This is a genomic window from Shewanella sp. 11B5 (assembly GCF_002836795.1).
Taxonomy (GTDB): domain Bacteria; phylum Pseudomonadota; class Gammaproteobacteria; order Enterobacterales; family Shewanellaceae; genus Shewanella; species Shewanella frigidimarina.
The window spans coordinates 1-9,153 of sequence record NZ_PJAP01000246.1 but is presented as its reverse complement, the minus strand read 5'-3'; the positions used below and the strand labels follow the sequence as shown (position 1 = coordinate 9,153).

General features: G+C 43.4%; 8 protein-coding genes. 3 read left to right on the top strand and 5 right to left on the bottom strand.

Translation table 11 applies throughout. The features are described from left to right. From CXF78_RS03075 to mrcB, 3 genes are all read left to right on the top strand, one after another. Nucleotides 1-652: EAL domain-containing protein (locus CXF78_RS03075; protein ID WP_145991361.1), on the top strand; the 652-nt coding region annotated here is incomplete at its 5' end. Between the two features lie 189 nt (nt 653-841). Then, a complete protein-coding gene (gene hrpB / locus CXF78_RS03070) occupies nt 842-3,388 on the top strand; it encodes an ATP-dependent helicase HrpB (RefSeq protein WP_102035948.1) in 2,547 nt (848 codons plus the stop codon). 68 nt (nt 3,389-3,456) lie between these two features. Beyond that, nucleotides 3,457-5,757 carry a penicillin-binding protein 1B gene (mrcB, locus tag CXF78_RS03065; RefSeq protein WP_102035947.1) on the top strand — a complete coding sequence of 767 codons (2,301 nt, stop codon included), beginning with the start codon at nt 3,457-3,459 and terminating at the stop codon, nt 5,755-5,757. A 219-nt stretch (nt 5,758-5,976) separates the two neighbouring features. Here the strand turns inward: mrcB and CXF78_RS03060 are convergent, their stop codons facing one another. The 5 genes from CXF78_RS03060 to CXF78_RS03040 form a co-directional block, all read right to left on the bottom strand. Continuing rightward, nucleotides 5,977-6,786, bottom strand: a complete 810-nt coding sequence (locus CXF78_RS03060; protein WP_102035946.1) for a potassium channel family protein — start codon at nt 6,784-6,786, stop codon at nt 5,977-5,979. A gap of 129 nt (nt 6,787-6,915) precedes the next feature. Further along, nucleotides 6,916-7,251 carry a hypothetical protein gene (locus CXF78_RS03055; RefSeq protein WP_101085274.1) on the bottom strand — a complete coding sequence of 112 codons (336 nt, stop codon included), beginning with the start codon at nt 7,249-7,251 and terminating at the stop codon, nt 6,916-6,918. Between the two features lie 23 nt (nt 7,252-7,274). Then, entirely contained in the window at nt 7,275-7,928 is a 654-nt protein-coding gene (locus CXF78_RS03050) for a hypothetical protein (RefSeq protein ID WP_102035945.1), read from the bottom strand. 6 nt (nt 7,929-7,934) lie between these two features. Beyond that, nucleotides 7,935-8,624: a PspA/IM30 family protein gene (locus CXF78_RS03045; protein ID WP_011638705.1), complete on the bottom strand. Its 690-nt coding sequence runs from the start codon at nt 8,622-8,624 to the stop codon at nt 7,935-7,937. A gap of 10 nt (nt 8,625-8,634) precedes the next feature. Next, complete coding sequence (locus tag CXF78_RS03040; RefSeq protein WP_011638704.1) at nt 8,635-9,048, bottom strand: YjfI family protein; 414 nt, start codon at nt 9,046-9,048, stop codon at nt 8,635-8,637. Nucleotides 9,049-9,153: the final 105 nt, after the last annotated feature.

The following is a 9,153-nucleotide window of genomic DNA, read 5'->3' as shown; positions in this document are numbered from 1 at the left end:
GGTACAAAGCGATGGCCAGTATGTATCGCCAGGGGTGTTTTTACCTGCTGCTGAGCGTTACAACTTAGCGCCTCGAGTAGACCGTTGGGTTATCGATAATTTATTGAAGTGGGGTGGTAATAATTTAGCCATATGGGAACAGCTTTCAATGGTGTCGGTGAATTTGTCTGCGATGTCACTTGCCGACAATAAGTTCATGACTTGGCTCGAAATGCGCTTAATGGTTGAACCTGAGCTGGTGAGTAAATTATGTTTTGAAATTACCGAAACCGCAGCGGTAAGCCAATTAGACCAAGCTACTGGGTTAATTGAGTTGTTACGGCCATTTGGTTGTAAGATTGCATTAGATGATTTTGGTTCTGGCTTTTCCAGCTTTGCGTATTTAAAGTGTCTTGATGTTGATTACGTTAAAATTGACGGCCAATTTGTGGTGAATTTATGCGAAAACCGCAGTGATAAAGCTATTGTTTCGGCGATATGTCAGCTCGGGAAAGACATGGGTTTTGAAGTTATCGCAGAGTTTGTTGAAAACACCGACATTGGTGTATATCTGAAAAATATTGGTGTCGATTATGCGCAAGGCTATGCCATTAATAAACCGACACGATTAGCTGAATTACAACACGGTTTACGGACTCCTTGGTTAACATAAGTTGAGTGAGTAAAGTAACTCAATAACTGAGAGCGGTTAATTGCTTTGTTAAAAAGGTAGTGAAATAGACAGTGAAATAGGCAATTAATGACACCTTGATACAATGTGGGTAAAATGAGCCGCAGAAAATAGCCGTAAAAGTTAATCGCGTTGACCTCAAAACAAGTTTTGCAGCAGCACCCATCATTGATGACCACGACATTGCCGATTCACGCGGTACTCGACTCGTTGCGTGTGCAGTTTTCGGCCCATTCACACATCATTATCGAAGCGCCAACCGGTGCAGGTAAATCCACTGCATTACCATTAGCGATGTTAGCCTGGCCCGAAATTCGTGGCAAAATTCTGATGTTAGAACCCCGTCGAGTCGCCGCCCGCAATGTCGCCAAGTTTATTGCCCAACAATTGGGCCAAAATGTTGGCCAGCAAGTGGGTTATCGTGTTCGCGGTGAGTCAAAAGTCAGTGCAGATACGCGATTAGAAATTGTCACCGAAGGTATTCTGACCCGCATGATCCAACAAGACCCTGAGCTTAGTGGGATTGATGTGATTATTTTTGATGAAATACATGAACGTCATCTTACGACTGATTTAGGCTTGGCTTTAGCATTGGAAGTGCAGCAATCATTACGTGACGATTTACACATTATTGCTATGTCTGCCACCTTGTCTGGCTTACCGCTAGACACGTTAATGCCCGATGCTGCGCAAATACACAGTGATGGCCGCAGTTTTGAGGTTGAGATTGCTTATCAGCCTTGCCCTGGACAACAGTTGTGGCTAACACACATGTCCCGCGTGATTATCGATACCATTTCAGATCCCAATCTAGCGCCATATCAACAAGGCAGCGTTTTGGCGTTTTTACCCGGTAAAGGTGAGATCCGTAAATTAGCTGGATTATTGCGTGAGCGTTTAGATGCATCATGGCTTATTTGTCCTATGTATGGCGATTTGTCGTCAGCGGAGCAAGATCAAGCCATTCGTGCAGCAGAACCGGGTAAACGTAAAATAGTTCTCGCGACTAATGTGGCAGAATCGAGTTTAACGATTGAAGGCATCACCCTTGTTATAGACAGCGGTTATAGACGTGAAGCGAGTTTTAACCCTAAAACCGGCGTGACACGCTTAGGGCTTAAGCGCATTAGCCAGGCATCGGCTATTCAGCGTAGTGGCCGAGCTGGGCGCTTAGCAGCGGGTTATTGTGTGCGTTTGTGGAGCCAAGAAGAACAAGGGCGAATGCGTAAAGTCGATGAGCCTGAAATTACGCAAGCAGAACTGACTTCGATGGCGCTTGATTGTGCTAATTGGGGGGCTAAATCATTTGCTGAATTATCACTGCTCACACCACCACCGCAGATCCATGAACAAGTCGCTTGGCGATTACTTATTCAACTGGAATTAATTGACCAGCAACATAAGTTAACGCCACTTGGCCGAGAGGCTTATGCATTAGGTTGCCATCCACGCTTAGCGCATATGCTGCTTAAAGCTAAGCAACTTGCCTTGCACGACAATCAGCCACAACTTTGCCTGCTGGCTTGCGTATTAGCAGGCATTATTGAAGCCCGTGGATTACCGAAAAAAGGCGCTGATATTCATCATTATTTGACCGAGGCTTTGCAGGGGCAGATTAAACAGCAAGTAAGGCAATGGCAACAATCTTTGGCGATATCGGGACAGGTCAATGAAGCAATACGTAATGCTTCTACTCGTGATATTAGTTATTTGTTAGCACTTGCTTACCCTGATCGTATTGCCAAAGCTCGTGGTCATGAAGGCTTTTTGTTAAGTAATGGTACGGGTGTGGTGATCAATGCCGAAGACAGTTTGGCTCATGAACCTTGGTTAGTGGTTGCTGACTTTCAAGAGACTCAAGGTCGTAATGCTGGCCAAGTTTACCTTGCGGCAAGGTTAGATGAACGCTTGTTTACTGCAGAGCTTGCTTCGTTAGTGACGACTCACATTCACGGTGGTTGGGATGAAGCAAAAGGGCGTTTCTTTGCTGAAAAACACACCAAAATCGGTGAGGTTGTCATTAAAATCGACACCGGTATTACACCTGAACGAGCACATATTACCGCCGCGTTATTAGCACAAATTCGTATAAAAGGGTTAACAATCCTTAATCGTGATGAGTTGTTAATCCAGTTACAATATCGGGTTGAATTAGCGCGCCACTTTACTCCAGAACATGATTGGCCTTGTTTAAGTGACGACTACTTGTTGGCTTCATTAGAAGATTGGCTGGGGCCACATTTAGACAACATTCGTTCATTGGCTGCATTAGCTAAAGTTGGCGCTTATGGATTAGTGAAAAACTTACTCAATTGGCAACAGCAGCAGCTATTAGATCAATTAGTGCCAACACATTGGCCGATGGCTACAGGCACTCGTGCCCCCATCCGTTACCAGATGCCACTAGATGCAGACGGCCACTTTTGTCATAACAATGAACAACAAGGCCGTGCGTTGCTCAGTGTAAGATTACAAGAAGCGTTAGGGATGGCGCAAAGCCCGACAATATTACACGGGAAAATGACGGTTACTATGGAGCTATTGTCGCCAGCACAACGACCATTAGCCGCTACGGCAGATTTAGCCAGCTTTTGGCAAGGCCCATATATTGATGTAAAAAAAGAAATGCGCGGTCGTTATCCTAGGCATTTATGGCCTGACGACCCAGTGAATACAGTTGCAACAAAATTTACTAAAAAGAAAACTCCAGGCGTGTAAATAAGCCATTTAGCTTATTAATAGCATGCAATTATTTCAGCGTTATATGGAAAACGAAACCATTATTTATGACTAAAAAAACCAAAAAGTCTTCAGCCAGCACAAAAAAAAGTGGCTCATCTTGGTGGCAAAAACTGTGGTCGCTCACATGGAAATTATCAATCGTTGGTATTGCAGTTGTGAGCTTTTATGCGATTTATTTAGACCAGATTATTGCACAGAAATTTGAAGGCCAAAAGTGGCATTTACCTGCCCAAGTGTTTAGTCGTTCAATGGCTTTATACCCCGGAGCTGCGATAAACCATCCGCAGTTAATGGCTGAGCTTAAGTTACTGGGTTATCGTAAAGTGTCCGAACCACGACAAGTTGGCGAATTTTCTGCTTCGAGCACTCGCATTGAATTATGGCGTCGACCTTTTTTGCATCCCGAAGGCAATCAAGCCGAGCAGCGAGTGATGATTAGCTTTGACTCAGAAGGCGTTAGCTCAGTTAAGCGGATGTCTGACAAACGTGAATTAGCAGTATTTCATTTAGAACCAGTATTACTTGATCGCATTATTGCCGGCGATGGCGAAGACCGTCTATTTGTGCGAACGCCAGAGATGCCTTCGATGATCATCGATGCGCTTATTTTGGTTGAGGATCGCAGTTTTTATGAGCATTTTGGAGTTAACCCATTGGCGATTGCACGTGCTGCAGTGGTCAATATTACTGCTGGCCGTACAGTGCAAGGTGGTTCTACCTTAACCCAGCAGTTAGCCAAAAACTTCTTTTTAAGCAGTGAACGTTCTCTTGTTCGTAAAGCTCGCGAAGCCATAATGGCATTGATTATTGATTTTCGTTATAGCAAAGATGAGATTCTTGAAGCTTATCTCAATGAAGTGTACATGGGCCAAGACAAGGCTCGTGGTGTGCATGGTATGGGTTTAGCTTCACAATTCTACTTTGGTCGCCCTATTGGTGAGCTGACCGTGTCGCAGCAAGCCTTTTTAGTTGCGGTCATTAAAGGACCTTCTTATTACAACCCGTGGCGTTACCCTAAACGAGCTCAAGAGCGCCGTGATTTAGTGTTACGTCTGCTAATGGAAAGCGATAAATTAACCGTTGCCCAATATAAAGCTGCAGCAGAGTCACCGATAGGTTTACGCAGTGCTACAAAATCGGTACACCAGAAGTTACCAGCGTTTTTTGCTGTGGTAAAACAAGAGTTGCGCGACCGATATGGCGATTCGTTACTGAAGCAGTCGGGCGTAAAAGTGTATACCACACTCGATCCAATGGCCCAAGAAGCTGCAGAAAAAGCAGTGCTTTCTACCATGGCATCACTCGATAAACGGGCTAAAAACGTTCAAGTTGGTATGGTTGTTACCGACAAATATACTGGCGGCATTGCTGCGATGGTGGGTGATAAACAACCAAGTTATGAAGGGTTTAACCGCGCGGTTGAAATTAGACGTCCAATTGGATCGTTAATAAAACCATTTGTGTATGCCAGCGCATTACGCCAAGCAGATAAGTTCACTTTAGCCACACCCGTCGAGGACAAACCGATCACCCTTAAAAATGAGCAAGGTAAAACGTGGTCTCCTAACAACGTGGATAAAAAGTTCAGTGGTCAAGTGCCTTTATTAAACGCGTTTAAAGATTCAATGAACGTTCCAACTGTTAATGTTGGCTTGGCTGTTGGCGTTGAAACGGTTGCTGCTACATTGAAAAAATCGGGTTGGGGGGATGACATATCCCCTTATCCATCGATGTTGTTGGGTGCGGTGAATGGCTCACCATTAATGGTGGCTCAAGTTTATCAAACCATTGCTGATGAAGGTCGCTATCGTAAGTTATCATCTATTACAGCGGTATTAGACAGTCAAAACCAAGCGTTGGAAGTGACTCGGGTGCCATCGTCGATGGCGATTGATCCGGCAACCGATTACTTAGTTCAATATGCAATGAACCAAGTGGTGCGCAGTGGTACGGCTAAGCGTTTAGGGGCTGCATTTCCTGGGGTTCGTTTAGCGGGTAAAACCGGCACCAGTAATGATAGCCGTGACTCTTGGTTTGCTGGATTTGATGAGCGTAACGTAGCGGCTATTTGGGTCGGTCAAGACGATAACAGTAAAACGGGCCTGTATGGCAGTAGCGGTGCAATGGCCGTGTATCAAGCCTTTTTACATGAACGTCCACCGCTTAGTTTACGAATGATGCCTGTAAATGGGGTGATTAATGGCTATTTTGATCGTACAACAGGTATGGCTAAACAAGGTAATTGTGACAACATTATCGGCCTACCTGCATTAGACGCAAGCTATCATCCTGTAGCCAATTGTGGCAAATCATTATCTTGGTGGCAGAAGCTGGTGGGAGAGTAAAACGTTAGCTTAACCATTATATAGTTGCCAACAATAAGCCCAAAGTAATGACTTACTTTGGGCTTATTGTTAACCTTATTTTGGATAATAAAGCATGTTAAAACCATCTTTTTCCCGCTAACGATGTTGCGTTAACGAGTAACAGACCAACCATCCACACAGCTAAAATAAGTGACTGCCTTTGGTCGCAATTAAAATCGTAGTGCAATATTTCTAATGCTATTTACGTTTACCGAGTTGATTGCGTAAAGTGGCAATTTCTTCGATCATTTGCTGCTGATTTTGTTCCATGCGCTCAAGTGCTTGTTCTAGCTTGGTATTGATTTCCGCTTTATGCGCTGCTTGAGCCTCTTGTGCTTCGTTACGTTCTTGCTCATCTGGTGCGACGAAAACAGATGCCATATAACCAGATATCACCCCGAAAAAGCTGACACCACTAATGATCACTAATCCCCCAATGATATGTCCTACAGTACTGACGGGATAGAAGTCACCGTAACCGACGGTTGATATGGTCACTAATGCCCACCAAATGGCTTGCTCTGCTGTTTGGATATTGGCGCTAGGCTCTGTGCTTTCTACCAATAAAATAAGTACAGATGCAGTGGCTAAAATTAATACCATCGCCACCAGTAAACTGGCTAATGTAGATTGTTTTCGCTGACGTAATAACGGGATTAATAATGACCGGCTCATGCGGATTAATCGAATAACCCTTAATATTTGGAATATACGGGCGATACGCAGTGCTTCAATGGCCGGAATGCTGGCAACAAAGTCTATCCAATGGTGCCTAAAGTAAAAGGCTTTATTACGTGCTTTGAATAAACCATGGAAAAACTTGGTCATAAAAATCATGCAGATAGTCGTGTCGATATACAGCAACACTTTGTTGGTTTCAGCATCTAAATTACCAAACGTAATGGTGAGTACAATCACCACGGAGACCAATGATAACACCATCATTGCGAGTTCAAATGGGCTTGGACCATCGACATTTTTGATCGACCAACGTTTAGATTCGAGCATATATTAAGTCCGTTTACATTCGTTCGCCGAGAGGCTTTGGTAAGATATTGAGCTTATCATAACAAAAAACGCACAAGACAAGTGTCTAGTGCGTTGTTTTTAGTTGATGTACTGTGCCGACAACGGTATTTATTTTGACGATTTAGTATCTACGAAGTGAACCAAATCATCTAATACGCGCTTTTTGATTTCCAGCTGCGACTCTGATTCTAAGCCGTATTTCTGGGCTAAAATAACATAATCTTCAGCATTTAATGACACCGTTAAACGAGGGCGCTTAGGACGTTTGGATACAGATAGTCCAAGTATGGTCCTGATTTGGTCTGAAGGACTGACGCCTTTGTCTAAGGCTTCTTTTCGGATTGAGTATTGAAACTTCTCATCCAGATCAAAAGCCACTTGGGTTGCTTTTGCAGCTTGTTGGTTTTTAAGCCATTTCTCTGGTAACGGTTTACCTGAACTCATTAGAAAATCGTCTCCTACCTGTATCAGCTTGCTGGCCAGTACTCTCTAATATCGGTCAGTGGGCGATATAAAGTCAACATCACTTCAGTGTCTCCACTTTCGTAAACTTCAACATCAAGTGCGTGAGTATCATCCGAATTGGCTAAACTGTAACCTTCAAAACCTTCGCCGCGAGCATCATCGTCGTTTTGAGGCGGCTTTAGATCGCGATAATCTTGACGGTGGAAGTAACCAAAAGCTGCAAATTCAACTTGATGATATTCATCACTGAGCCATTTATCGAACTCTGTTGCTAACTCGGCTGGAAGCCCCTGCAATGTCAGCGTTGCTTTGCCTGGTTCTTCAAATATTTCAGCAAATGCGTCAAGATCAAACAATTGTTCAACCACAGCGCGATTGATTTTCATTGAAATACTTAAGTAGGATTCGTCTTCTTGCACGTAGGATAAATAGATTGCGGTGCCGCTATGGCCACGTAATAAGAATTCACAAAGCTGCGAGCGTTGGTATTCATAGGTATGAATAGCTTCAACCTTAAGCTGTTGCCCACGCAATTGCGTAGGCAAAGCAAAACTGTCATCAAAGGTGATCATATCACCCTTGAGCAGTTTATTAGGATGGTCAAGCTGACGCTTCGGGGCTTCTTTTTTGCCGAATAGGCCGCTAAGAAATCCCATAATAGCTTAACCTTTACGTGCTTTAATGCGATCTAGCACAGCATTAGCATTCGATTTTTGCTCGCCAATACCTGCTTCAGCTAACTTGGCATGTAATGACTTATCGCTATTCTCTTCTGCTAATGTTTCTGACGCTTTTAGGCGGTCATCAAACTGCTGTTGACGTGCTTTAATGCGCTCTAGTGAATCTTTAGCGTTAAGCAGTTTTGAATTGCTTGATGCAAATGAGTCTGTGATAGTCGCAGTGGCTTTTTGCACGCTTTCAGTGGTTTTAACCATAGTAAGTTGACGTTGATAATCATTTAATTGACGCTCAGTCTTCTTCACTAAATCTTTTAAACGCACTGCATGTGAGCTAAAGCTGTCATTGGCAGTTTGTTGTTCAGCTAATTCTTCGTCTAGCTGAGCAATCTTTTCAGCAATTTCAATCGCTAAAGCTTCATTACCTTTATCTAACGCTTGGGTTACATAACCTTCGTGCTCAACAACGCTACGCTTTAGGCGATCAATTTCGCGGCTTGCCTGCATTTCTTTGGCCATCACGTCAGTTAATTCACGTTTAGCGCGGGTTAAATGTTTTTCTGCATCACGAATTTCTTGTTCAAAAATTCGGGTTGAGTTTGCGTCAACGATATTTTGGCCAACTTCAGTTGCACCACCACGAAACGCTGTAAGAATCTTGTTTAGAATGCCCATAATTGGCTCCTTAAATTAAAAATTCGACGAGTTCGTCGATGACTTCCAGACAGTTGTCTGACAGTACTGCTAATTCTTGTTCAATTTCTTCCATGCTTGATTGCACAGACAATGCACCGTAAACCACATATTTATCATCGATTTTGGCAAACGATGATAATGGCATTGGAATGTTGAGCTCTAACATGGTCTCAAACATTTCAGCGCGGCGAGCCTGGTTTACTTCGTTTTCGCCCCACAAATAACTGATACACAATATTTGGTTGTCAGTTACTGATACAAACACCGGAATTTCTTCTCGGCCGACAATATTGACTTGTAACACTTCAACATCACCGTCAATTGGATAACAATCAAACTGAAAACCGGTTTTGCTTTGATCGCACAGTCCGTTTAGGTGACCTGCAATAGTATGGATGTTCATATTCGTCCTTAATTGACATATTATGTCTGTGAGTAAAGATAGCATCTAGACATAATATGTCAAGCGCTATCTGATCCAATTAAAAAAGATTAATTACTTCGTTTT